The following is a 23,374-nucleotide window of genomic DNA, read 5'->3' as shown; positions in this document are numbered from 1 at the left end:
CGAGGTAGCGTCTGGGCATGAGCGACACAGTGCCGGAGGCGGAGCCGCAGGCGAGCGCGGAAACGCTGCCGGAGACGTTGCCGGCGGAGCCCGCGCCGGAGGACGACCCCGCAGCCCCCGCCCCGCTGAACGTGCCCCGCACGCCCACCGGTGACGCCGAGGTCGACGCCCGTCTGGACCGCCTCGCCGACGCCGACCACCTCGCCACCGACGGCCACGTCGAGGTGTACGAGGATGTACACCGGGGGCTGCGTGACGCGCTCACCGCGCTCGACGCCCGCCCGGGACCTCCGGCGCCCCTCTCGTCGTACGGCAGTAGGAGCTGAACCGAACGTGGCAGGAGTCGCACGTCGCCGTCTGGACGCGGAGTTGGTCCGCCGCAAGCTCGCACGTTCGCGTGAGCATGCCGGGCAGCTGATCGCCGCCGGGCGGGTCACCGTCGGCAAGACCGTCGCGACCAAGCCCGCCACGCAGGTGGAGACCGCCGCCGCGATCGTCGTCGCCGTCGACGAGGACAACCCCGACTACGTGTCCCGGGGCGGTCACAAGCTCGCCGGCGCGCTGGCCGCGTTCGTGCCGCGGGGGCTCGTGGTGGAGGGGCGGCGGGCGCTGGACGCCGGGGCGTCGACCGGCGGGTTCACCGATGTGCTGCTGCGGGCGGGGGCCGCGCAGGTCGTGGCCGTGGACGTCGGATACGGACAACTCGCGTGGTCTCTCCAGAGCGATGAACGCGTCACCGTCAAGGACCGTACGAACGTACGCGAGTTGACGCTTGAAGCGATCGATGGGGAGCCTGTGGATCTTGTCGTGGGGGACTTGTCCTTCATCCCGCTCGGGTTGGTCCTGCCCGCCCTGGCGCGGTGCACCAAGCCGGACGCGGACCTGGTGATGATGGTCAAGCCGCAGTTCGAGGTGGGGAAGGAACGGCTCGGCAGCGGGGGTGTCGTACGCAGTCCGCAGTTGCGGGCGGAAGCCGTGCGGGGCGTGGCCGGGAAGGCGTGGGACCTGGGGCTCGGGGTGAAGGGCGTGACCGCCAGTCCGCTGCCCGGGCCCTCGGGCAATGTCGAGTACTTTCTGTGGCTCCGGGCCGGGGCGCCTGCCCTCGACCCGGCCGATGTTGACCGTGCAGTTGCGGAGGGGCCGCGTTGACTCAGAACCGAGCTCGTACTGTTTTCCTGCTCGCCCACACCGGGCGGCCCGCGGCCATTCGCAGCGCCGAGCTGGTGGTCAAGGGGCTGCTGCGCGAGGGCATCGGGGTGCGCGTCCTGGAGTACGAGGCCGCCGACCTGCCGCTGCCCGACGAGGTGGAGCTGGTCTCCGAGGCCACCCCGCAGTGCCTGGAGGGGTGCGAGCTGCTCATCGTCCTCGGCGGTGACGGCACGCTGCTGCGCGGCGCGGAGTTCGCGCGGGCGTCGGGCGTGCCGATGCTCGGCGTCAACCTCGGCAGCGTCGGGTTCCTCGCCGAGGCCGAGCGCGACGACCTCGACAAGGTCGTCGACCGGGTGGTGACGAAGGCGTACGAGGTCGAGGAGCGGATGACCGTCGACGTCGTCGTGCACCGCAACGGGGACATCGTGCACACCGACTGGGCGCTCAACGAGGCGGCCGTGCAGAAGGCCGGCGCGGAGAAGCTGCTCGAAGTCGTGCTGGAGATCGACGGGCGGCCGGTCACCGGGTTCGGGTGCGACGGGATCGTCCTGTCGACGCCGACCGGCTCCACCGCGTACGCGTTCTCCGCCGGCGGGCCCGTGGTGTGGCCCGAGGTCGAGGCGCTGCTGATGGTGCCGATCAGCGCCCACGCGCTGTTCGCGAAGCCGTTGGTGACCTCGCCGGACTCGGTGCTCGCGGTGGAGGTGCTGCCGCATATTCCGCCGGGCGTCCTGTGGTGCGACGGGCGGCGGACCGTCGAGTTGCCCGCGGGGGCCCGGGTGGAGGTGCGGCGGGGCGCGGTGCCGGTGCGGTTGGCCCGGCTGCACCACGCCTCGTTCACCGACCGGCTGGTGGCGAAGTTCGCGCTGCCCGTTTCGGGGTGGCGGGGCGCCCGGCACTAGCGGTCGGCTCACCGCGTCCCCCGGGCAGGTCCACTCGCCCGGGTGACGGGGTGCCTCGCACTTCCTGCCCCCGACCTCGTAAGGTCTTCTCCGTGTTGGAGGAGATGCGGATACGGTCGCTCGGAGTCATCGACGACGCGGTCGTCGAGCTGTCGCCAGGCTTCACCGCCGTCACGGGTGAGACCGGCGCGGGCAAGACCATGGTGGTCACCAGCCTCGGGCTGCTGCTGGGCGGACGCGCCGACCCGGCGCTCGTGCGGATCGGCGCCGAGAAGGCGGTCGTGGAGGGGCGGATCGCCCTGCCCGCGGGCGCCTCGGTGGTCCTGCGGGCCGAGGAGGCCGGGGCCGAGCTCGACGATGGGGCGCTGCTCATCAGCCGTACCGTTTCCGCCGAGGGGCGCTCGCGGGCGCACGTCGGCGGGCGGAGCGTGCCCATGGGGGTGCTCGCCGAGCTCGCGGACGAACTGGTGGCCGTGCACGGGCAGACCGACCAGCAGGGGCTGCTGAAGCTGTCCCGGCAGCGGCAGGCCCTCGACCGGTACGCGGGGGACGCGGTGACCGTGCCGCTCGCCAAGTACACCGAGGCCTACCGGCGGCTGCGGGCGGTGGCCGTCGAGCTGGAGGAGATCGTCACGCGCGCGCGTGAACGGGCTCAGGAAGCCGACCTGCTGCGCTTCGGGCTCGACGAGATCGCCGGCGTCGAACCGCGCGCCGGGGAGGACGTGGAGCTGGCGGAGGAGGCCGAGCGGCTCGGGCACGCGGAGGCGCTGTCGTCCGCCGCGACGGCCGCTCACGCCGCGCTGGCGGGCAACCCGGAGGACCCGGAGGGCATCGACGCCGCCACGCTCGTCGCGGGCGCGCAGCGGGCCCTGGAGGCCGTCAGGTCGCACGATCCGGCGCTGTCCGCGCTCGCCGACCGGCTCGGCGAGATCGGGATCCTGCTGGGCGACGTGGCGGGCGAGCTCGCGGGGTACGCCGACGACCTCGACGCCGATCCGCTGCGGCTGTCGGCCGTCGAGGAGCGGCGGGCCTCGCTCACCGCGCTCACCCGCAAGTACGGGCAGGACGTGAACTCCGTGCTGGCCTGGGCCGAGCAGAGCGCCGCCCGGCTCACCGAGCTGGACGGCGACGACGAGCGCATCGACGAGCTGACCGCCGAACGCGACGCCCTGCGGGCCGAACTCGGCGGGCTGGCGCAGGCGCTGACGGACGCGCGCACGGAGGCCGCCGAGCGGTTCGCCGCCGCCGTGACCGCCGAGCTGGCGTCCCTCGCGATGCCGCACGCGCGCGTGTCGTTCGACATCCGGCAGACCGAGGACCCCGAGGGCGTCGAGGTCGGCGGGCGGGCCGTGGCCTACGGGCCGGCCGGCGTGGACGAGGTCGAGCTGCTGCTCGCCCCGCACCCGGGCGCCCCGCCGCGGCCCATCGCCAAGGGCGCGTCCGGCGGTGAGCTCTCGCGCGTGATGCTCGCCGTCGAGGTCGTGTTCGCGGGCACGGACCCCGTGCCGACGTACCTCTTCGACGAGGTCGACGCCGGCGTCGGCGGCAAGGCGGCGGTGGAGATCGGGCGGCGCCTCGCGCGGCTCGCGAAGACCGCGCAGGTCGTGGTCGTCACCCACCTTCCGCAGGTCGCCGCCTTCGCCGACCGGCAGCTGCTGGTGGAGAAGACCAACGACGGGTCGGTGACCCGGTCCGGCGTCAAGGTCCTGGAGGGCGAGGAGCGGATCCGGGAGCTGTCGCGGATGCTCGCCGGACAGGAGGACTCCGAGACGGCCCGGGCGCACGCGGAGGAGCTGCTGGCCACCGCTCGCGCGGACGCGTAGCGGTGGCCCGAAGGACCGGTGGCCCTGGGGAGCGGGGGCTCAGCTCAGGGTGAGCGGGGTCTCGGCGGCGACGCGGGACAGCTTGGCCGGGTTGCGGACGTAGTACAGGCCGGTGATGCGGCCGTCCTCGACCCGGATCGCCATGATGCCGTCGAGCTCGCCGCCCAGGTGGGCGACGAGGGCGGGGCTGCCGTTGACCACGGTGGGGGCGAGGGTGAGCGGGCCGCCGTTCTTGGCGAGAACTCCGATGACGAAGCGGGCCACCTTGTCGGCGCCGGTGATCGGCCGCGGCGCGGCCTGCTTGACGCCGCCGCCGTCGCTCACCAGGACGACCTCCGGGGCGAGCACGTCGAGGAGGCCCTGCGGGTCGCCGGTGTCGAGGGCCTGCCGGAACGACTCCAGAGCCGCCCGCGTCTCGTCGGCGGAGACCGCCTGGCGAGGACGGCGGGCATCGACGTGCCGGCGGGCGCGGTGGGCGATCTGGCGGACGGCCGCAGGGCTCTTGCCGACGGCGGGCGCGATCTCGTCGTAGCCGACGTCGAAGACCTCGCGCAGCACGAAGACGGCGCGTTCGGTCGGCGACAGCGTTTCCAGGACGAGCATCAGCGCCATCGACAGACTCTCGGCGAGCAGCGCGTCCTCGGCCACGTCCGGGGCGGTGAGCAGCGGCTCGGGCAGCCACGGGCCGACGTACGCCTCCTTGCGGCGGCTCATCGTGCGCAGCCGGTTGAGCGACTGCCGGGTCGTGATCCGGACCAGGTAGGCGCGCTGGTCGCGCACCTGCCCCAGATCGACCTCGACCCACCGCAGCCAGGTCTCCTGGAGGACGTCCTCGGCGTCGGCCGCCGAGCCGAGCATCTCGTAGGCGACGGTGAAGAGCAGGTTGCGGTGGGCGACGAAGGACTCGGTCGCCGGGTCGGTGGCGTGCTCGCTCATGTCTGGGTCTCTCCCCTGTTCGTGCGCGGCCTAGGCGTTCTGGTCGGCGGTGGCCCGGGTCTCGCCGCGCCGGCCCTCCAGCAGCAGCCGGCGCTGGTCGCCTCCTGAGACGCGGTGCAGGCGGTAGGAACCGGGCTTCGATGCCTCGCCGGCCAGATGCCCCACGATGCCGGTGCAGACGAACTCCTTGATCCTCGCGCCGGGGCGACCGGCGATGTGGAACCACACCGCGACGTCGTACCTGTGGGCGAACTGGAAGATGCCGGCGCGTCGGCCCAGGCTGATGCACTGGCCGGCGAACGCCTGGTTGAGGGGCGAGGGCCGCTCGCCGGCGATCCGGCTGAGCACCGTGTCGGCGGCTCGCGCGCCCAGCGGCATCGCGGCCTGGCAGCTCATCCGCAGCGGCAGGTCCGACGGCGCCGCCGAGTCCCCGGCCGCGACGATACGGGCGTCGTCCACGCTGGTCAGCGTCTCGTCCGTGAGCAGGCGGCCCAGCGCGTCGGTGCTCAGCCCGCTGCGGGCGGCCAGGTCCGGGACGCCGAACCCGGCGGTCCAGACGGTCACCCCGCTCGGCAGTTCGCGGCCGTCGCCGAGCCGCACGGTGTCGCGCGTCACGGCGGTCACCTTCGCGTCGGGGCCTTCGAGCACGTTCACCCCGAGCGCGGCCAGCCGCCGGGCGACCGAGCGCCGGCCCCGCGGGTGCAGGTACGGGCCGAGCACCCCGCCGCACACCAGGGTCACGGCGCGGCCCGTCTCCGCCAGCTCGGCGGCGGTCTCGATGCCGGTGGGGCCGGCGCCGACGACGGTCACCGGGGCCGTCGAGGGCGCCGCGTCGACGGCCGGCCGCAGCCGCTGAGCGTCCTCCAGGGTGGCGATCGGGTGGGCGAACTCGGCCGCTCCGGGCACGCGCGGGTCGGCGCTGCCACTGCCCACCGCGTAGACCAGGTAGTCGTAGTGCAGCGTGCCGCCGCTCGCCAGGGTCACGCCGCGCTCGGCCGCGTCGATCCTGGTCACGCTGTCGACCACCCGCCGCACGCCCGCGGCCAGGACCTTGTCGTAGTCGACGACCGCGTCATGGGTCCCGCCCACCAGTTGGTGCAGTCGGATCCGCTCGACGAACGTCGGGCGCGGGTTGATCAGGGTCACGGTCACGTCGGCGCGCTGCGTCAGACGGTTGGCGGCCATGACGCCGGCGTATCCGCCGCCGATCACGATCACATCGGTGTTCTCGCTCATGGTGTGTCCTCCGTTTCCAGGGGTTCGGCCTCAAGACACCGCAGGGTCCGCGGTTGTGACAGCGCGCTCGATGTTTTTTCTTCGCCCGGGTCGTCCGGGCCGTTTCCCTAAGGTGAGGGCATGGTCATACGAAGGGGACGGGGCGCGGCCTTCGCGGCGGCTGCGCTGCTGACGCGGGCGACGACGGCGGCGCTGCGCGCGGCGGCGCCGGGCGGTCGGGAGCAGTGGGAGCGGGAGAACCACACGGGGCGGACGGTCGGGCTGTACTCCGGCCCCGCCACCGCTCTGGCCACGGCGGTCGCGGCCGCACGGGTGACTCCGGCCGCCGCGCTCGCCGTGGCCGCCGCCGGGACCTGCGGGGCGTACGACGACGTCGTCGGCGTCGGCGATCCACGGCGCGGTTTCCGGGCGCACCTGGGCGCGCTGCGGCAGGGGGAGGTCACGAGCGGGGCCGTGAAGCTGGTCGGGATCTCGGCGGCCGGGCTGGTCGCGGGGGCGCTGCTGAAGGAGCGGCCGCTGGACAAGGTGCTCGCGGGCGTGGTGATCGCCGGGGCCGCGCACTTCGTCAACCTCGTGGACGTACGCCCCGCGAGGGCCGCCGGTGTGGTGCTCGCCCTGGGCGCGCCGGGGTCGCTGCGCGCGGGGGCGGCCGGGGAGCTGTCGGCGGTGGCGGTCGGGGCCGCGACGGCGGTGCTGCCCGAGGACCTGGGCGGGCGGGAGATGCTCGGCGACAGCGGGGCGCACGCGCTGGGCGCGTTGCTCGGGGCGGCGGTGGCGGCCGGCAACGGGCGCGCGGGCCTGATCGCGCACGCCGCCGCCGTCGTGGCCGCAGCGGTGTATGGGGAGCGGGTGAGCGAGGTAGCGAGGTCCGCCCTCCGGTAATCGAACGGAACCCCGGTTTCCCTCACTCGTGTGGGTGATGAAGGGGGCTCTGTGGCCGGGTGCCGGGCCGCTCGGCGGCACGGAACACCCGTACGTGCTGGCATCCTTGGGCGTAGTACCTGGAGGAACGTCAGCGGTCCACCCCTCCGCCGGTCCTTCTGTACGTTTCTTCGTGACCGTCCGACGCCGAATCAGGAGCCCCGGCCACGTGAGCAGCCACTCACCGCACGGCCAGTCGCCGCTGCGTACCGTGCAGGTGCTGGGCGGCGGCAACGCCGGCAGCAGCGCGCACGTGCGCTCCCTGACCGCGGGGCTCGTCGCGCGGGGCGTGCGAGTGGCCGTGTGCGCCCCGGTCGAGGCCGATCGCGCTCATGACTTCACGGGTGCCGGAGCCGAACACGTGCACGTGCCGCGCAGCAGCGACCCGGGATCCGTGGCGGCGCTCCGGGCGGCCTGCACGAACGCCGACCTCGTCCACGCGCACGGCCTGCACGCCTCGTTCCGGGCCGTCCTCGCGCTCAGCGGCCGGACCACCCCGCTCGTCGTCACCTGGCACAACCGGGCGCACGCCGAAGGGGCCCGCGCCCACCTGCTGCGGCTGCTGGAACGGCGGGTCGCGAGGACGGCCGCCGTGGTCCTCGGCACCACGTCCGACCTCGTGGACCGGGCCCGCCGGACGGGCGCCCGCGACGCGCGGCTCGCCGCCGTGGCGCTGCCCCGGTCCCGCCGGGGCGAGGGCCACGAGGAGCCGGCCTCCAAACTGCGCGCCGAACTCGGCGCCGTCGGACGCCCGTTGCTCATGGCGGTCGGTTCCCTGGAGCGCCACCGCGGGCACGACCTCCTGCTGGACGCCGCGCGCAGCTGGCGCCGACTGGACGCCGGGCCGCTGGTCGCGATCGCGGGGGAGGGGCCGCAGCGGGCGGAGCTCCAGCGCCGTATCGAGGACGAGGACCTGCCGGTCCGGCTGCTCGGGCGGCGGGACGACGTGAGCGAGCTGCTCGCCGCCGCCGACCTCGCGCTGCTGCCGGGCGGCGGGGAGTCACGGTCGGTCCTGGCGCAGGAGGCCCTGCACGCGCGCGTGCCGCTCGTCGCGGTGCTGACCGGCGGTGTCCGCGAACTCGTCGGCGACGCGGCCGAACTGGTACCGCCGGACGACGCCGAGGCCTTCGCCGCCGCCGTGGCACGACTCCTCGGCGACCCCGAACGCCGCGCACTCCTGCGGGACATGGGCGCCCGGCAGGCGGCCACCTGGCCCACGGAGGACGAGACCGTCGCCCAAGTGCTCAGCGTCTACGACGAGTTGACGCAGCCCCGGCCGATGATCTGAGCCCCCGGCCGCACGCCTCGCCCCTCACGCCTCATACTCCCTGGCCGATACGCCATACTCCCTGGCCCATGCGCCATGACCCCCGGCCCGTGCGCCTTGCTCCCCTGGCCCATGCGCCATGACCCCCGGCCCGTGCGCCTTGCTCCCCCGGCCCGTGCGCCTTGCTCCCCTGGCCCGTGCGCCTTGCTCCCCTGGCCCGTGCGCCTTGCTCCCCTGGCCCGTGCGCCTTGCTCCCCTGGCCCGTGCGCCTTGCTCCCCCGGCCCGTGCGCCTTGCTCCCCTGGCCCGTGCGCCTTGCTCCCCTGGCCCGTGCGCCTTGCTCTCCTGGCCGATACGCCATGACCCCCTGGCCCATGCGCCATGACCCCCGGCCCGTGCACCTTGCCTCACGGCCCGTGCACCTTGCCTCACGGCCTGTGCGTCCTGCCTCACGGCACGTGCCGCCGTGCCCGGAGCGCCAGGCTCAACGCCAGGACCGTCTGCGGGTCGTCCAGGTCGGTGCCGAGCAACTCGCCGATACGGGCCAGGCGGTTGTACAGCGTCTGGCGGTTCAGGTGCAGCTCCCGGGCCGTCTCCGCCTTGCGGCCCGCGTGCGCCAGGTACGTCTCCAGCGTGGGCAGCAACGGCGGCTTGGAGCGGTGGTCGTGGGCGCGCACCGGGCCGATCGCACGGTCCACGAAGGCCGCCAGGTCGGGGTGCTCGCGCAGCCGCCACAGCAGCAGGTCGATGTCGAGGCGACGGGCGTCGTACCAGGGGCGATCCGGCAGGCCCTGTGCGGCGGTCGCCGTCTCCGCCGCGTGCCTGAGGCCCGCCGAGGCGGCCGCCCAGCCGCCCGCGACCCCGACCACCACCACCGGCGGCTGGGCCCCAGGCCGCTGCATCCCGGCCCGCTCCACCCCGGCCCGCAGCGCCGCCGCCACCCGGTCCGCGACCGCGGACCGCTCCGACTCCGACCGCAGCCCCAGCAGCACCGGCACCCGGCCCTCCACCGGCCGCACGCCCAGCAGCACCGGCACGCCCACCGACGCCAGCTCCTCCGCGACCGCCCGGGCCAGCACCGCCCAGCCCCCGCCGGGGGAGATGCCGTCGCCCAGCCGCATCACGACCGGCAGCAACGGACCGGCGCCCGGCCGGAAGCCGAGGACGCGCGCCTGCGCCGGGGCGTCCTCGGCGGCGATCCGGCCCTCGGCGAGGTCGGTCAGGAAGTCGCCCCGGCCGCGCGCCGCGAGCTCCTCCTCCTGGCGGGCCTGCATCAGCACCACGGCCAGGATCCCGGCCGCCCGCTCGGCGGCGATCCGGTGCACCGGAGCAAGCGGGGCGCGCACGGGCAGCAGCACGAGCCGGGCGCGCACCGACCCCGCCCCCGGCCCGCCGCCGGGCACGTCCACCAGCACCGAACCGGAGGGCGGCGGCGCGTCCTTGTGCGGGTCGCGCAGCCCCTCCCACACCTGGAGCGGATCCGCGCCCTCCGGTCCCTCCCCGGCCGCGTACAGGAGCTGGACGTCGGTCGTCTCCAGGAACACCGGGTTGCCGCTGAAGTCCGCCAGGATGCCCAGCACCTGCGGGATCCCGCCCCCGCCCAGCAGGGCCTCCGTACAGCGGCGGTGCACCTCCTCGGCCCGCTGGAGCAGCGCGTAGTGGCCGTTGACGATCTCGGTGTGGATCTCCTCGGTGACCGTCACGAACGGCACCTCGCGGTGCAGTTGGACCAGGGGCAGGCCGGTCGAGCGCGCCGTCTCGACCAGGGCGGCGGGCAGCCGGGTGAAGCGCGGGCCCAGCTCGATCACCAGGGCCGCGATGCCCCGCTCGGCCAGCGTGCGCACGAACGCCCGCTGTTCGACCGGCCGGGTGCCGAGGCCGTAGCCCGTGGTCAGCAGCAGTTCGCCGCCCTTGAGCAGCGAGGCGATGTTCGGGACCTCGCCCGCGTGCACCCAGCGCACCGTGCGGTCCAGCCGGTCGGCGCCCGCGAGGATCTCGGGCAGGCCGCTGCGCAGGCCGGGCAGCTCCAGCGCACGCTGCACGGTGATGCCGGCGCCCTGGCTGTCGTAACGGTGGTCCGTGCGGCTGTCCATGCAGCGGACGCTACCTGGGCGGACGTGCCGGCGACATCCACGGACCGGGTTGGACGGTGCGCGGCCGGGTAGCTGCGGCCCATGGACTTCAGCGTGGTTGCCGTGGCCCGTGAGGACGACAGCCCGGTCGAGGAGCCGCTGCGGGTCGCGGCGCTCGCCGACCGGCTCGGCTACCGGGAGGTGTGGGCGGGCGAGGGGCCGACCTGGGACGCGTTCGTGCTGGCCGCCGCCCTCGGCCGGGTCACCGAGCGGGCGGTGCTGACGGCGGGACCGGTGCCGGTGTCCGTGCGCGACCCGTACACCCTCGTCCGCGGCGTCGCGTCGGTCGCCGCCGTCACCTGCGGACGGGCCGTCGGCGTGGCGCTGGGCACGTCCAGCAAGCGGGTGGTGGAGGGCGTGCACGGGCGGCCCCGGACGCGTCCCGCCGCCGTCCTCGACGAGACCGCGGCAGCCGTGCGGGCGCTGCTGCACGCCCGGCCCGGTGAGCCGGTGGCGCCCGGCAGCGCCTTCCGGCGCCGGCTCCCGCCGCCGGGCGGACCGCTCACCGTGGCCGCGTTCGGGGACCGTGCGATCGCCACGGCCGCCGCGCACGCCGACCGGATGCTGCTCGACGTCGTCTCGCCGGAGCAGGTGCGCGAGCTGCGCGCCAAGCTGGACGCGGCGGCCGGGAAAGCGGGCCGTACGCCGCCCGTGCTCGCCGCCTGGCTGCCCGCGGCCGTCGACCCGGAACCGGTGGCGCTCGTCCAGGTCCTCGGCAGCATCGCCGGATACCTGACCGTGCCCGGGTACCGCGAGGTGTTCGCCGGGGCCGGTTTCGCCGAGGCCGTCGAGCTGGCCGCGGCCGGCGCCGACCGGGCCGTCCTGGTCCGCGCCCTGCCCCCGGCGGCCGCGGCCACCGTCGGCCTGGTGGGCGACCTGGACGCCGTACGCGCCCGGATCGACGCCTATGCCGAGGCGGGGCTCGACGAGATCGCGCTGGTCCCGGCGACGGCCGGTGATCCGGCGGGAGAGCGGACGCTGACGGCGCTCAGGTCGGCCTGATGTTGTGGTTGAAGCGGAACACGTTGTCGGGGTCGTAGCGCCGCTTCAGATCCGCGAGGCGCCGGGCGTTCTCGGCGCCCAGGCCCGCCACGACCCGGTCGGCGCCCTCGTCGCCGATGAAGTTCAGGTACACGTCCCCGGTGCTCCACGGGCGGGCGTCGGCGCGGACGTCGCGCACCCAGCGGACGCAGGCCTCGTCGTCCGCCGGGTCCTCCCAGATGCCGAACGGGTGGACCGCCCACGGGGCGCTGCGGAACGGCACCGGGTACTCGGCCGGGCCGGCGGCGATCGCGCCGCCCTGCGGCCACAGCACGTGCTGGGTGCCCGTCCCCACGGGCAGGGTGTCCGCGCGGGCGCAGAAGACGTCCACAAGGGCGTCGGGCACGCCCGTCAGGTACTCGGCCGACCAGTAGTTCCGCATCCCCGGCGGATCGTCGAGCATGCACTGCACGTCGGCGTACGGCATCGCCCCGACGATCTCCGTCTCGTGCGGCAGCGCCAGCAGCGGTTCGGCGAGCTTGCGCATGTCCTCCTCGGCGCCCGCGTACGTCAGCAGCGCACCGCACACCAGCGTGCCGACCAGGTGCGGCGGGACGAACTCCTCGGGCGGGCCGGTGAAGAACAGGACGCCCCCGGCCGCCTCGTCGGGACCCGACTCGATGACGTCGCGGTAGGTGCGGACGACCTCGCGGCCGTGCTCGGGCCGGTACAGGACCAGCGCGATGGAGAACTCGGGCAGCTCGTACAGCTTCAGGGTGAGGGAGGTGGCGACGCCGAAGTTTCCGCCGCCGCCGTGCAGGGCCCAGAACAGGTCGGGGTTCTCGTCGGCGCTGGCGTGCACCCGGCGGGCGTCGGCCGTGACGAGTTCGACGCCGAGGAGGTTGTCGGCGGCGAGCCCGCAGCACCGGTCCAGCCAGCCCGTGCCGCCGCCGAGGACGAAGCCGCCGACGCCGGTGGTGGAGGCCCGGCCGCCGGTCGTGGCGAGGCCGTGGGGCTGGCAGGCGCGGTCCAGGTCGCTCATCAGGGCGCCGCCCGCGACCCGTGCCGCCTCGCCCGCGGGATCGACCGTGACCGCGCGCAGGTGCCGCAGGTCGACCACCACGGCCCCGTCGCCCAGCGCCTGGCCGGCGACGCTGTGCCCGCCGCCGCGCACCGCGATGTGCAGGTCCAGGTCACGGGCGAAACGCACGGCCCGCACCACGTCGGACTCGTCCACACACTGGGCGATCACAGCCGGGCGCCGGTCGATCATCGCGTTGAACACCGTGCGGTTCTCGTCGTAGCCCGCATCCCCCGGGGCGAACACGTCGCCGACCAGATCCTCGCGCAGCGCGGCGAGGGCCGCGCCCGCCTTCGACGGGGAGGCCATGAGGCGCCCCCTTTCGTGCAGGGGCTGTTGGACTTCCCAGCCTAGGACCTGTCCGGCCGATCATGTCGCAGACGCGGGGTCTGGCACGCGCTCCCCCACTCTCGGCTGCGCTCGAGCGGGAGGGACCCCCATCGCGTCGACGCCCTCCTCCGCCTTGCAGCTGCACGCACCAGACCCCGCTCACCGGCATCGGACAGGCGCCGTCGCTCTCCTGCGACTTGATCGGCCGGACAGGTCCTGGGCGGGCGCGGCTTGACGGTCCTGTTCAGCCGCCGTAGGCACCCGAGGCCGTCAGACGCAGGGCCGTGTCGATCAGGGGGACGTGGCTGAAAGCCTGCGGGAAGTTGCCGACCTGGCGCTTCAGGCGCGGGTCCCACTCCTCGGCGAGCAGCCCGAGGTCGTTGCGCAGGGAGAGCAGCTTCTCGAACAGCTTGCGGGCCTCGTCCACCCGGCCGATCATCGCGAGGTCGTCCGCCATCCAGAACGAGCAGGCCAGGAAGGCCCCCTCGTCGCCGGGCAGGCCGTCGACGCCCTCGTCGCCGCCCGAGGTCGGGTAGCGCAGGATGAAGCCGTCCGGGGTGGACAGCTCGCGCTGGATCGCCTCGATGGTGCCGATCACCCGCTTGTCGTCCGGCGGCAGGAAGCCCATCTGCGGGATGAGCAGCAGCGAGGCGTCCAGCTCCTTCGAGCCGTAGGACTGCGTGAACGTGTTGCGTTCCTTGTCGTAGCCCTTCTCGCAGACGTCCCGGTGGATGTCGTCGCGCAGCTCACGCCACTTCTCCAGCGGGCCGTCCGCGTCGCCCGACTCGATCAGCTTGATCGTGCGGTCGACCGCGACCCAGGCCATGACCTTGGAGTGCACGAAGTGGCGGCGCGGGCCGCGCACCTCCCAGATGCCCTCGTCCGGCTCGTCCCAGTGCTGCTCCAGGTAGCGGATCAGCTTGAGCTGGAGCAGGGAGGCGTAGTCGTTGCGGGCCAGGCCCGTCATGTGGCCCAGGTGCAGGGCCTCGGTGACCTCGCCGTACACGTCCAGCTGGAGCTGGTGCGCGGCGCCGTTGCCGACCCGGACCGGGCCGGAGTTCTCGTAGCCCGGCAGCCAGTCCAGCTCGGCCTCGCCCAGCTCGCGCTCGCCCGCGATGCCGTACATGATCTGCAGGTTCTCGGGGTCGCCGGCGACCGCGCGCAGCAGCCACTCGCGCCAGGCGCGGGCCTCCTCGCGGTAGCCGGTGCGCAGCAGCGAGGACAGGGTGATCGCCGCGTCGCGCAGCCAGGTGTAGCGGTAGTCCCAGTTGCGGACGCCGCCGATGTCCTCGGGCAGCGAGGTGGTCGGCGCGGCGACGATGCCGCCGGTCGGCGCGTACGTCAGCGCCTTCAGCGTGATCAGCGAGCGGATCACGGCCTCACGGTAGGGGCCGTGGTACGTGCAGTGCTCGACCCACTCGCGCCAGAAGTCCTCCGTGGCCTGCAGCGACTGCTCCGGCTCCGGCAGCGCCGGCGGCTGCTTGTGCGAGGGTTCCCACGAGATGGTGAACGCGACCCGGTCGCCGGGGGCGACCGTGAAGTCGGCGTACGTCGTCAGCGACTTGCCGTAGGTCTCGCAGTCGGTGTCGAACCACACCGAGTCCGGGCCCGCGACGGCCACCGTACGGCCCTCGTGCTTGTGCACCCACGGGACGATCCGGCCGTAGGAGAACCGCATCCGCAGGGCCGAGCGCATGGGGACACGGCCCGAGACGCCCTCGACGATGCGGATCAGCTGGGGCGCGCCGTCACGAGGGGGCATGAAGTCGGTCACCCGGACCGTGCCGCGCGGGGTGTCCCACTCGGACTCCAGGATCAGCGAGTCGCCCCGGTAGGTGCGCCGGGCCGCGCGCGGCGGCTGCGCGTCGGAGGCGTGCGCGGGGCCCAGCCGCCAGAATCCGTGTTCCTCCGTGCCGAGCAGACCGGCGAAGATCGCGTGCGAGTCGAAGCGGGGCAGGCACAGCCAGTCCACTGTCCCGTCACGGCAGACCAGGGCAGCGGTCTGCATGTCTCCGATGAGTGCGTAGTCTTCGATGCGCCCGGCCACGTGCAACTCCAGTCGAACGGCCACGTCACCCCCGTGAAAGATAGGGGGCTGTCGCTTATTGCGGTCAAGGGGTCGTTGTAATGCGTCGTTGAGCGGTGAAGCAAAGCAGTCGCTCACCCGTACAGGCAAAACGCCGATTATTGCTCAACGAACTGACGAGCTCTCGTTGTTCCGGGGGGATACGGGCGGGGGTGTGCCGTCTTGTCCGGCCGGGCTCGGCAGCGAGTGTCCGAGCAGGATACGACGCACGTAGATGATCTGCGTGCCGCTCCCGACAACGCGGGTGGGCCGAACGGGTGAGCAACGGGTGAGGAACCGGTGCGGGAGCGCCCGCGCGTGTCGGTCCGTGCGCGGAGCGTGGCCGGAAGCCAGGTCTCCGAGGCGCTGATACCCTGGTAGCCCGTGGACCGGTGGTCTCGACGCCCCCGAACCGCACCCCCAAATCGCGACCACGGGAGCCCCCTCTTGGCCATGCAGCCCGCTGCTTTTCGAAACAGCAAAGCCACGACGACCAAGCACATCTTCGTCACCGGGGGTGTCGCCTCCTCTCTCGGCAAGGGCCTGACGGCCTCCAGCCTCGGCATGCTGCTCAAGGCCCGGGGTCTGCGCGTCGTGATGCAGAAGCTCGACCCGTATCTGAACGTCGACCCCGGCACGATGAACCCCTTCCAGCACGGTGAGGTGTTCGTCACGAACGACGGCGCCGAGACCGACCTGGACATCGGCCACTACGAGCGGTTCCTCGACCGCGACCTCGACGGCTCGGCCAACGTCACGACCGGCCAGGTCTACAACACGGTGATCGCCAAGGAGCGGCGCGGCGAGTACCTGGGCGACACCGTGCAGGTCATCCCGCACATCACCAACGAGATCAAGCATCGCATCCGCCGGATGGCGACGGACGAGGTGGACGTCGTCATCACCGAGGTCGGCGGCACGGTCGGCGACATCGAGTCGCTGCCGTTCCTGGAGACCGTCCGCCAGGTCCGGCACGAGGTCGGCCGGGACAACGTGTTCGTGGTCCATATCTCTCTCCTTCCCTACATCGGCCCGTCCGGTGAGCTGAAGACGAAGCCGACCCAGCACTCGGTCGCGGCCCTGAGGAACATCGGTATCCAGCCGGACGCGATCGTGCTGCGCTGCGACCGCGAGGTGCCGACCGCGATCAAGCGCAAGATCTCGCTGATGTGCGACGTCGACGAGGCGGCCGTGGTCGCCTGCCCTGACGCCCGCTCGATCTACGACATCCCCAAGACCGTGCACGGCGAGGGCCTGGACGCCTATGTCGTCCGCAAGCTGGACCTGCCGTTCCGCGACGTGGACTGGACGACCTGGGACGACCTGCTCGACCGCGTCCACAACCCCGACCACGAGATCACCCTCGCTCTCGTCGGCAAGTACATCGACCTGCCCGACGCCTACCTCTCGGTCACCGAGGCGCTGCGCGCCGGCGGCTTCGCCAACAAGGCCCGCGTGAAGATCAAGTGGGTCACGTCGGACGACTGCAAGACCCCGGCGGGCGCCAAGGCGCAGCTCGAGGACGTCGACGGGATCTGCATCCCGGGCGGCTTCGGCGACCGCGGTGTGCTCGGCAAGGTCGGCGCGATCAGGTACGCCCGCGAGAACAAGATCCCGCTGCTCGGTCTCTGCCTGGGCCTGCAGTGCATCGTGATCGAGGCCGCGCGCAACCTGGCCGACATCCCCGACGCCAACTCCACCGAGTTCGACTCGGCCACCGGCCACCCGGTCATCTCCACCATGGCCGAGCAGCTCGACATCGTCGCCGGCGAGGGCGACATGGGCGGAACGATGCGCCTGGGCATGTATCCGGCCAAGCTGGCCGAGGGCTCCATCGTGCGTGAGGTGTACGACGGCAAGGAGTACGTCGAGGAGCGGCACCGGCACCGTTACGAGGTGAACAACGCCTACCGCGCCGAGCTGGAGAAGAAGGCGGGCATCCTGTTCTCCGGCACCTCGCCGGACGGCAAGCTCGTCGAGTACGTCGAGTACCCGCGTGACGTCCACCCGTACCTGGTCGCCACGCAGGCGCACCCCGAGCTGCGCTCGCGGCCCACGCGTCCGCACCCGCTGTTCGCCGGCCTGGTGAAGGCGGCGGTCCAGCGGACGGTCGAGGCGGGGAAGGCTTCGAAGTAACACACCGGTTGTACGGTGGCCGGGGTGCAAACCTTCAAGGGTTGGCGCCCCGGTTTTCGTTTGCGCAGGTGGCACGTGGAAGGACGCACGGCATGACGATCAAGGACACCCCCGAGGCGTGGGAGATCCGGGCCACCCAGACCCCCTTCGTGGGCAACAAGACCTCCGTCCGCACCGACGAGGTGGTCATGCCCGACGGCTCGGTGGCCCACCGGGACTACCAGGTCCACCCCGGCTCGGTGGCCGTCCTCGCCCTCGACGAGGAGGACCGGGTGCTGCTCATCAAGCAGTACCGCCACCCCGTGCGGCAGAAGCTGTGGGAGATCCCGGCCGGACTGCTCGACGTGCCCGGCGAGAACCCGCTGCACGCGGCCCAGCGCGAGCTGTACGAGGAGGCGCACGTCAAGGCCGAGGACTGGCGGGTGCTCACCGACGTGTACACGACTCCCGGCGGATGTGACGAGTCCGTGCGGATCTTCCTCGCCCGGGGCCTGTCCGAGGCGGACGGGGAGCGCTTCGCGGTGGAGGACGAGGAGGCCGACATGGAGCACGCGCGCGTGCCGGTCGGCGAGCTCGTCAGGGCGGTCCTCGCGGGCGACGTGCACAACAACTGCCTCGTGGTGGGCGTGCTGTCGTTGGCGGCCGCCCGCGCGGGGGACGGCGAGGGCGCGCTGCGTCCGGCGGAGGCGCCCTGGCCGGCGCGTCCGTTCGAGGCCTGAACGCAGCCGGGCCGAAACCCGCTCGGATCGTCGACAGTGTGACGATCGGCTGATCCGATCGGGGGACCTCCCCGCCCTGCCCGCCGTGCTCCTCCCGGAACGTCGCAGAGCGTGAACTAGGCTCTGGAATCGCCCGATCCGGAGTCCCGGCGGGCTTGCGCGTGCGGTGGGACGGGAGTGTGGCCCGTGACGGATCAGGCAGTGGACACAGGCGGCGTGCAGCTGTCGGGACACGCTGCACCAGAGGGCCGTTTCCTGGGCCGCACCCGGGAGTTGAAGGAACTGCGCGCCGACATCGAACGCGCCGGGCTGGACACCATCTCCGGGAAGAAGGCTCCGCGCGCGCGGGTCCTGCTCATCGCCGGCCGACCTGGCTCCGGGCGTACGGCGCTCGCCGAGGAACTCGTCCGGCAGGTCGCCGACCGCTACCGGGACGGCGTGCTGCGCGCCCGCCTCGCCGAGCCCGACGGCACGCCCGTGCCGGTCGAGCGCGCCGCCCGCGAACTGCTCGCCGCGCTGCAGGTGCCGACCCCGCCCGGCGCCGACGAGGACGACCTCGCGGCCCTGCTGCGCGAGGCCCTCGCCGAGCGGCGCGCGCTGCTCCTGCTCGACGACGCGACCGGCGCCGAACAGGTCGACGCGCTCCTCCCCGACACCCCGGAGTGCCTGCTCGTCGCCGTCTCCGCCGGACCGCTCACCGGCATCGCGGACGTCCGCCCCTGCACCCTGGGCGGCCTGGACACCAAGTCCGCCCTCGACCTGCTGACCGGGTACACCGGCTCCGTCCGCATCACCGTCGACCCGCGCTCCGCCGAGAACCTCGTGGAGGCCTGCCAGGGCCAGCCCGCCGCGCTGATCCTGGCGGGCGGCTGGCTCGCCGCCCGCCCCCAGGCCGCTGTCGCCGACCTCGCCAAGCAGCTCAACGCCGAGGGCGACGAGGGGACCCCCCTCAGCCGGGTCTTCCGGCTCGTGCACGCCGCGCTGCCCGCCCCCGTCGCCCGGATGCTGCGCCTGCTCTGCCTCGCCCCGGCCGGCCTCGCCGACCCGCACACCGCCTCCGCGCTCGCCGGCTGCTCGGTGGGCGCCGCCCACACCGCGCTGGACGAGCTCACCGCGCTCGGTCTGCTGCGGGCCGTGGACTCCCCGCTGCCCCAGTACGAGGTCCCCGGCTGCCTGTACCCGCTGCTGCGCGCCGCCGCCGAGAGGCAGGACCGCCCGGCCGAGCTCCAGCTGGCCCGCGCCCGCATGCTGGAGCGGACGGTTCGGCTGCTGCAGTCCTGCCGGGCCGTCACCGAGACCGACAACCCCCAGGCCCGCGAGAAGCTCCAGGGCATGCCCCGGGCGCTGCGCTTCCCCACCCCGCGCGCGGCCGCCGACTGGCTGCGGGCCCGCCGCCCGGCCCTGCTCGCCTCGGCCCGGCTCGCGGTCGCCGACGGGGAGCTGGACACCCTCGCCCGCCGCCTGATGTCCCAGCTGGTCAGGGCGATGGTCGCGCATTTCGGCACCCAGGGCGCCGCACCCGACCTGTACGGCATCCACCAGCTCGTCCTGGACGTCGCCGAGCGGCGAGGCCTGCCCCGGGAGCGGGCGGCCGCCCTGCTGAACCTGGCCGACGTGGACGCCGGCACCGGCCGCACCGCGGAGGCGCTGGTGCGCTACCGGGCCGCGCTGGACGCCGGACGGGAGGCGAACGACCCCTACGCGATCGGCCGCGCGATGGAATCCGTAGGCGGCGCGCACCTGGAGCTCGGGGACTACGAGAGGGCCGCCGACTGGTTCGGCCGGGCCCTCGCCCAGCGCCTGGCGCGCGACGAGCGCCCGGACGCCGCCCGCCTCTACGGCCGGATCGCCACCGCGCACACCTACGCGGCCCGCTACGGCGAGGCGCAGCGGGCCTGGCGGGCCGCGGCGGCCGGGCACCGCAAGAACGGCGATGTCGGCGCGCACGCCCGGGCGTTGAGCGAGCTGGCGAGGGTCCAGGAGTACGCCGGCCGCCCCGCGGAGTCGCTGCGGACCTGTCAGGAGGCCGTGGAGTGGGCCCGGCGGGCTGAGGACACGCGTCTGCAGGCCGCCGTGCAGCTGAGGCTGGCCGACACCCTGGAGCGCCTCGGCGACCCGGTGGAGGCCCGCCTGCACCGGGGCGCGGCCGAGCGCATCCTGGGAGAGGAGCTCCCGGACCGCGGTCCGGAGCCGGAGCGGCCGCAGCGGCCGGAGCCGTCCGAGCGGCCAGGACAGGCAGAACGGCTGGAACACGGCGCTAACACCTGCGAAATCCGTAGTACACCCGCTGGAGATTGATGCAATGAAAGGCTAGACAGCGGGAACGCCTTCATTAGACTGGCTCTGCCGCACGTTCTCCTGCGGTGCATCCCGGTGTGCCCTATACCTCCGGGTATGTCTCGCTGTACCCCCACACCCTCTGAGCCAAGGACCGTGATCGACGTGAAGGTCGGCATCCCCCGCGAGGTCAAGAACAACGAGTTCCGGGTGGCCATCACCCCCGCCGGTGTGCACGAGCTGGTGCGCCACGGCCACCAGGTCGTCATCGAGCGGGGCGCCGGCCTCGGCTCGTCGATCCCGGACGAGGAGTACATCGCCGAGGGCGCCCAGATCCTGGACACCGCCGACGAGGTCTGGGCCGCCGCCGACCTGCTGCTCAAGGTCAAGGAGCCCATCGCCGAGGAGTACCACCGTCTCCGCAAGGACCAGACGCTCTTCACCTACCTGCACCTGGCCGCCTCCAAGGAGTGCACGGACGCCCTCATCGAGTCCGGCGCCACGGCGATCGCCTACGAGACCGTCGAGCTCCCCAGCCGGGCCCTGCCGCTGCTCGCCCCGATGTCCGAGGTCGCGGGCCGACTGGCCCCGCAGGTCGGCGCCTACCACCTGATGCGCTCGGTCGGCGGCCGTGGCGTGCTCCCCGGCGGCGTCCCCGGCACCCAGCCGGCGCGGGCCGTCGTCATCGGCGGCGGCGTCTCCGGCTGGAACGCCACGCAGATCGCCGTCGGCATGGGCTTCCACGTCACGCTGCTCGACCGCGACATCAACAAGCTGCGCGAGGCCGACAAGGTCTTCGGCACCAAGGTCCGGGCGATCATGTCCAACGCCTTCGAGCTCGAGAAGGCCGTCCTGGACGCCGACCTCGTCATCGGCGCGGTCCTCATCCCGGGCGCCAAGGCCCCGAAGCTCGTCACCAACGAGCTCGTGTCCCGGATGAAGCCGGGAAGTGTCCTTGTCGACATCGCGATCGATCAGGGCGGTTGCTTCGAGGACTCCCGTCCGACCACGCACGCCGAGCCGACCTTCCCGGTCCACGACTCCGTCTTCTACTGCGTCGCCAACATGCCCGGCGCGGTCCCCAACACCTCCACCTACGCTCTCACCAACGCCACGCTGCCCTACATCGTCGAACTCGCCGACCGGGGCTGGGTGGAGGCGCTGCGCCGCGATCCCGCGCTGGCCAAGGGCCTCAACACCCATGACGGCAAGGTCGTTTACCGCGAGGTCGCAGAGGCGCACGGACTGGAGCACGTGGAGCTGGAGTCCCTGCTGGGCTGAGCCGCCCGACCCCGCCGAACGGCCAAGTCCGCGCCGGGAAAAAGCGATACGTCAACAGAGTCCGTCAACCTCGCGCACCCGGCCGGACCTTGCCCGACAAGGTCCGGCCGGATGTGTGTATGGTCACTTTGCGGCTCTCGGTCAACTCGCCTCGAACGTAACCCTTCGACCGATTCGCACACCGGTGAAACCTGCCGTGCGACGGCCGTACGCCCTTGACAGCGGGATGTTTCATTGCCGACACATCGGGCCGGGTCCGGCGGATTGTGTTGCTGCGGACGCCCGACACGCCATAGAGTCGCCAACCGTCGGCATGGTGCCACGCTGACCTTGTCTAGAAGTTTCCTGGTCACCAAGGAGGTAAGACGACTTGTGAATGAGTCGACATTTTCTCCCGGGGGTGGTCATCCAGGAATGCCTACGCGGGGCCCGGGTTCCGCGGGGCTCGAGGCTGTCGGCTCCGTCGCTGTCCGAACCTTCGCAGCCCATCAGAGCCAGACCAGCCCCCTATTGGCTCAGCCAGCACCCCAGAGCATGGATGGCCATCACGTGAACGCCATGGCCGGCGACGGAAGTGGCGCGCCCCACAACCACTTCGCCGACTACGACGAACTGCCCGACGGGCACTTCTACGATCCCGATGCCGAGTACGAGCCGGACCCGGAGTACGCGGCCACGCTCGCGCCCGACGCGGCCCGACAGCGCCGTGAGCGCGTCGGTCCGACCGGACGCCCGCTGCCGTACTTCCCGATCCCGGGCCCGCTGACCCAACACGGTCCCGCGACGATCATCGCGATGTGCAACCAGAAGGGCGGCGTGGGCAAGACGACGTCGACCATCAACCTGGGCGCCGCGCTCGCGGAGTACGGCCGTCGCGTGCTGCTCGTGGACTTCGACCCGCAGGGCGCGCTGTCGGTCGGTCTCGGCGTCAATCCGATGGAGCTCGACCTCACCGTCTACAACCTGCTCATGGAGCGGGGCATGGCGGCGGACGAGGTGCTCCTGAAGACGGCGGTCCCCAACATGGACCTGCTGCCCAGCAACATCGACCTGTCAGCCGCCGAGGTCCAGCTGGTCTCCGAGGTCGCGCGCGAGTCCACGCTCCAGCGTGCGCTCAAGCCGCTGATGGACGACTACGACTACATCGTCATCGACTGTCAGCCCTCGCTCGGTCTGCTCACCGTCAACGCCCTCACGGCGGCGCACAAGGTGATAGTGCCGCTGGAGTGCGAGTTCTTCGCCCTCCGAGGTGTGGCGCTGCTGACCGAGACCATCGAGAAGGTCCAGGAGCGGCTCAACCCGGAGCTGGAGCTCGACGGGATCCTCGCCACGATGTACGACTCGCGCACCGTGCACAGCCGTGAGGTGCTCGCACGGGTCGTCGAGGCGTTCGACGACCACGTCTACCACACGGTCATCGGGCGCACGGTCCGCTTCCCGGAGACCACGGTCGCCGGTGAGCCGATCACCACGTACGCCTCCAACTCCGTCGGCGCCGCCGCCTACCGTCAGCTCGCCAGGGAGGTGCTCGCCCGGTGTCACGCCGAGTGAGTCTGCCGGGGGCCGACGAACTCTTCCGTACGACAGGGGGAATGGCGCTCCAGCCGTCCGCGCCCCGGCGCTCCGCCAACGGCGAGGCGCGGGTGCCCGCGCCGGCCGGCGAGAGCGACGGGGTGGCGGCCGGCGGTGCGCAGGACGCGCCGCAGGCCGTGCCCGCGCAGGGCGGTGACGGCGAGGGCGCCGAGCACGCGGCGGCCGAGGCGGGCCCGGGCGACGCCGGGGAGTCCCGTACCCGGGGCGCCGCCGGGGAGCGCTCGGAGCGCCGTCAGGGCGCGCAGGAAGGTTCTGCCGCCGACGCCTCCGGCGAGGGGCAGCCGCGCAAGCGCGGGGGCCGGGCGGCCGCCCGGCGGCCCAGCGGCCGGGAGCGGCACGACGAGAAGATCACCGTCTATGTCTCCGCCGAGGAGCTCATGGACCTGGAGCACGCCCGGCTGGTGCTCCGCGGCGAGCACGGGCTGGCCGTGGACCGGGGGCGCATCGTCCGCGAGGCGGTCGCCGTGGTCCTCGCCGACCTGGAGAGCCGCGGGGACGCGAGCATCCTCGTACGACGACTGCGCGGGCGCTAGCGGTAGCCTGCGG

The 23,374-nt window shown here is 73.2% G+C and carries 18 protein-coding genes; 13 read left to right on the top strand and 5 right to left on the bottom strand.

Annotated elements, in window-relative coordinates; genetic code table 11:
• Window positions 1–17: 17 nt before the first annotated feature.
• The 4 genes from ACIBAF_RS05815 (at window position 18) to recN (ending at window position 3,874) form a co-directional block, all read left to right on the top strand.
• Window positions 18–326 (top strand): hypothetical protein, encoded by a 309-nt coding sequence (locus ACIBAF_RS05815; RefSeq protein WP_399461842.1) that lies wholly within the window; start codon window positions 18–20, stop codon window positions 324–326.
• Window positions 327–333: 7 nt separating this feature from the next.
• The gene (locus ACIBAF_RS05810) at window positions 334–1,149 is read left to right on the top strand and encodes a TlyA family RNA methyltransferase (RefSeq protein WP_399461841.1); all 816 of its coding nucleotides are present in this window, start codon (window positions 334–336) and stop codon (window positions 1,147–1,149) included.
• Window positions 1,146–2,051 (top strand): NAD kinase, encoded by a 906-nt coding sequence (locus ACIBAF_RS05805; RefSeq protein ID WP_079663221.1) that lies wholly within the window; start codon window positions 1,146–1,148, stop codon window positions 2,049–2,051. The genes ACIBAF_RS05810 and ACIBAF_RS05805 overlap by 4 nt, the downstream gene beginning before the upstream one ends.
• A gap of 104 nt (window positions 2,052–2,155) precedes the next feature.
• On the top strand, window positions 2,156–3,874 hold the full coding sequence (gene recN, locus ACIBAF_RS05800) for a DNA repair protein RecN (protein ID WP_399461862.1): 1,719 nt from the start codon (window positions 2,156–2,158) through the stop codon (window positions 3,872–3,874).
• Between the two features lie 39 nt (window positions 3,875–3,913).
• Here recN and ACIBAF_RS05795 read toward each other — a convergent pair whose 3' ends face one another.
• Together ACIBAF_RS05795 and ACIBAF_RS05790 are read right to left on the bottom strand one after the other, a co-directional pair.
• Window positions 3,914–4,810: an RNA polymerase sigma-70 factor gene (locus ACIBAF_RS05795; protein WP_399461840.1), complete on the bottom strand. Its 897-nt coding sequence runs from the start codon at window positions 4,808–4,810 to the stop codon at window positions 3,914–3,916.
• A gap of 30 nt (window positions 4,811–4,840) precedes the next feature.
• Window positions 4,841–6,046, bottom strand: coding sequence for an NAD(P)/FAD-dependent oxidoreductase (locus ACIBAF_RS05790; protein ID WP_399461838.1), 1,206 nt, complete (start codon window positions 6,044–6,046; stop codon window positions 4,841–4,843).
• A gap of 120 nt (window positions 6,047–6,166) precedes the next feature.
• Here ACIBAF_RS05790 and ACIBAF_RS05785 point away from each other — a divergent pair, with 120 nt between their 5' ends.
• Window positions 6,167–6,928, top strand: a complete 762-nt coding sequence (locus tag ACIBAF_RS05785) for a hypothetical protein (protein WP_399461837.1) — start codon at window positions 6,167–6,169, stop codon at window positions 6,926–6,928.
• Window positions 6,929–7,136: 208 nt separating this feature from the next.
• A complete protein-coding gene (locus ACIBAF_RS05780) occupies window positions 7,137–8,255 on the top strand; it encodes a glycosyltransferase family 4 protein (protein ID WP_399461836.1) in 1,119 nt (372 codons plus the stop codon).
• A 427-nt stretch (window positions 8,256–8,682) separates the two neighbouring features.
• On the opposite strand, the gene ACIBAF_RS05775 is transcribed toward ACIBAF_RS05780, so the two are convergent.
• Window positions 8,683–10,326, bottom strand: a complete 1,644-nt coding sequence (locus tag ACIBAF_RS05775) for a PucR family transcriptional regulator (protein ID WP_399461835.1) — start codon at window positions 10,324–10,326, stop codon at window positions 8,683–8,685.
• A gap of 81 nt (window positions 10,327–10,407) precedes the next feature.
• On the opposite strand from ACIBAF_RS05775, the gene ACIBAF_RS05770 reads away from it, so the two are divergent.
• Window positions 10,408–11,367: an LLM class F420-dependent oxidoreductase gene (locus ACIBAF_RS05770; protein ID WP_399461834.1), complete on the top strand. Its 960-nt coding sequence runs from the start codon at window positions 10,408–10,410 to the stop codon at window positions 11,365–11,367.
• On the opposite strand, the gene ACIBAF_RS05765 is transcribed toward ACIBAF_RS05770, so the two are convergent.
• Together ACIBAF_RS05765 and ACIBAF_RS05760 are read right to left on the bottom strand one after the other, a co-directional pair.
• A complete protein-coding gene (locus ACIBAF_RS05765; RefSeq protein WP_399461833.1) occupies window positions 11,354–12,736 on the bottom strand; it encodes an FAD-binding protein in 1,383 nt (460 codons plus the stop codon). The genes ACIBAF_RS05770 and ACIBAF_RS05765 overlap by 14 nt on opposite strands.
• 265 nt (window positions 12,737–13,001) lie before the next feature.
• Window positions 13,002–14,804, bottom strand: a complete 1,803-nt coding sequence (locus ACIBAF_RS05760) for a glycoside hydrolase family 15 protein (RefSeq protein ID WP_399461861.1) — start codon at window positions 14,802–14,804, stop codon at window positions 13,002–13,004.
• A 471-nt stretch (window positions 14,805–15,275) separates the two neighbouring features.
• Here ACIBAF_RS05760 and ACIBAF_RS05755 point away from each other — a divergent pair, with 471 nt between their 5' ends.
• The 6 genes from ACIBAF_RS05755 to ACIBAF_RS05730 all read left to right on the top strand — a co-directional run bounded on the left by ACIBAF_RS05755 (window position 15,276) and on the right by ACIBAF_RS05730 (window position 23,361).
• Window positions 15,276–16,958, top strand: a complete 1,683-nt coding sequence (locus ACIBAF_RS05755) for a CTP synthase (protein ID WP_399461860.1) — start codon at window positions 15,276–15,278, stop codon at window positions 16,956–16,958.
• 92 nt (window positions 16,959–17,050) lie between these two features.
• Entirely contained in the window at window positions 17,051–17,677 is a 627-nt protein-coding gene (locus tag ACIBAF_RS05750) for an NUDIX domain-containing protein (RefSeq protein ID WP_399461831.1), read from the top strand.
• Window positions 17,678–17,863: 186 nt separating this feature from the next.
• Window positions 17,864–19,975 carry a tetratricopeptide repeat protein gene (locus ACIBAF_RS05745; protein ID WP_399461830.1) on the top strand — a complete coding sequence of 704 codons (2,112 nt, stop codon included), beginning with the start codon at window positions 17,864–17,866 and terminating at the stop codon, window positions 19,973–19,975.
• 135 nt (window positions 19,976–20,110) lie between these two features.
• Window positions 20,111–21,235, top strand: coding sequence for an alanine dehydrogenase (ald, locus tag ACIBAF_RS05740; RefSeq protein WP_399461829.1), 1,125 nt, complete (start codon window positions 20,111–20,113; stop codon window positions 21,233–21,235).
• 414 nt (window positions 21,236–21,649) lie between these two features.
• Window positions 21,650–22,786: a ParA family protein gene (locus ACIBAF_RS05735; RefSeq protein WP_399461828.1), complete on the top strand. Its 1,137-nt coding sequence runs from the start codon at window positions 21,650–21,652 to the stop codon at window positions 22,784–22,786.
• Window positions 22,771–23,361, top strand: coding sequence for a hypothetical protein (locus ACIBAF_RS05730; RefSeq protein ID WP_399461827.1), 591 nt, complete (start codon window positions 22,771–22,773; stop codon window positions 23,359–23,361). Before ACIBAF_RS05735 ends, ACIBAF_RS05730 begins: the two co-directional genes overlap by 16 nt.
• The last annotated feature ends 13 nt before the right edge of the window (window positions 23,362–23,374 follow it).

This window comes from Streptomyces sp. NPDC051677, from assembly GCF_044453465.1.
GTDB lineage: Bacteria > Actinomycetota > Actinomycetes > Streptomycetales > Streptomycetaceae > Streptomyces.
The sequence above is the reverse complement of the archived record's forward strand: the minus strand, read 5'-3'. Positions and strand labels throughout refer to the sequence as shown.

Excerpts from the sequence above, each read along its gene's own strand:
- ACIBAF_RS05815 (WP_399461842.1), top strand. The coding sequence starts at position 18 with ATGAGCGACACAGTGCCGGAGGCGGAGCCGCAGGCGAGCGCGGAAACG.
- recN (WP_399461862.1), top strand. The coding sequence starts at position 2,156 with ATGCGGATACGGTCGCTCGGAGTCATCGACGACGCGGTCGTCGAGCTG.
- ACIBAF_RS05795 (WP_399461840.1), bottom strand. The coding sequence starts at position 4,810 with ATGAGCGAGCACGCCACCGACCCGGCGACCGAGTCCTTCGTCGCCCAC.
- ACIBAF_RS05790 (WP_399461838.1), bottom strand. The coding sequence starts at position 6,046 with ATGAGCGAGAACACCGATGTGATCGTGATCGGCGGCGGATACGCCGGC.
- ACIBAF_RS05785 (WP_399461837.1), top strand. The coding sequence starts at position 6,167 with ATGGTCATACGAAGGGGACGGGGCGCGGCCTTCGCGGCGGCTGCGCTG.
- ACIBAF_RS05775 (WP_399461835.1), bottom strand. The coding sequence starts at position 10,326 with ATGGACAGCCGCACGGACCACCGTTACGACAGCCAGGGCGCCGGCATC.
- ACIBAF_RS05770 (WP_399461834.1), top strand. The coding sequence starts at position 10,408 with ATGGACTTCAGCGTGGTTGCCGTGGCCCGTGAGGACGACAGCCCGGTC.
- ACIBAF_RS05765 (WP_399461833.1), bottom strand. The coding sequence starts at position 12,736 with ATGGCCTCCCCGTCGAAGGCGGGCGCGGCCCTCGCCGCGCTGCGCGAG.
- ACIBAF_RS05755 (WP_399461860.1), top strand. The coding sequence starts at position 15,276 with ATGCAGCCCGCTGCTTTTCGAAACAGCAAAGCCACGACGACCAAGCAC.
- ACIBAF_RS05750 (WP_399461831.1), top strand. The coding sequence starts at position 17,051 with ATGACGATCAAGGACACCCCCGAGGCGTGGGAGATCCGGGCCACCCAG.
- ACIBAF_RS05735 (WP_399461828.1), top strand. The coding sequence starts at position 21,650 with ATGCCTACGCGGGGCCCGGGTTCCGCGGGGCTCGAGGCTGTCGGCTCC.